General features: G+C 45.8%; 1 protein-coding gene. It reads right to left on the reverse strand.

The features are described from left to right. Window positions 1–211: 211 nt before the first annotated feature. Window positions 212–393, reverse strand: a 182-nt coding sequence (locus OGY18_RS03040; protein ID WP_286551673.1) for a hypothetical protein, incomplete at its 5' end; no start/stop codon positions are given.

Below are 393 nucleotides of genomic sequence, written 5' to 3' on the forward strand. Positions count from 1 at the left end.
CACTCCGGTCACTGTCATGATCATGACAAGAACCAGAATTAGGCTGAAGCTGCCAGCCAGCCTGATACCCACACTAAAGTCTTTGATTTTCATTTTATTACCCGTGAATGAAGCTGGTTATTTCGGACCCCGGTCTCCCTGACAAATAACTGGTGCCTCCAGACTTATTTATGAGGAATCATATTTTGATTAACGAGATCTGTTATCGGTATCAGTGTGCCTGAATGGAGTGTGTCAGACACGACCATTTAATACCCCGAAGCGTCCTGCCAAAAAAGACCAGACGGTGAGGGCTGGTCTGAAATCTGACAATGTCTATGGGGTCTACCGTTGCGTAGAGGGCTGTCACAACGTTAATAAGATTATCGGCAACAGTCCGGTAAACTTTAACGG

Source organism: Citrobacter sp. Cpo142, from assembly GCF_030332425.1.
Classification (GTDB): domain Bacteria; phylum Pseudomonadota; class Gammaproteobacteria; order Enterobacterales; family Enterobacteriaceae; genus Citrobacter; species Citrobacter portucalensis.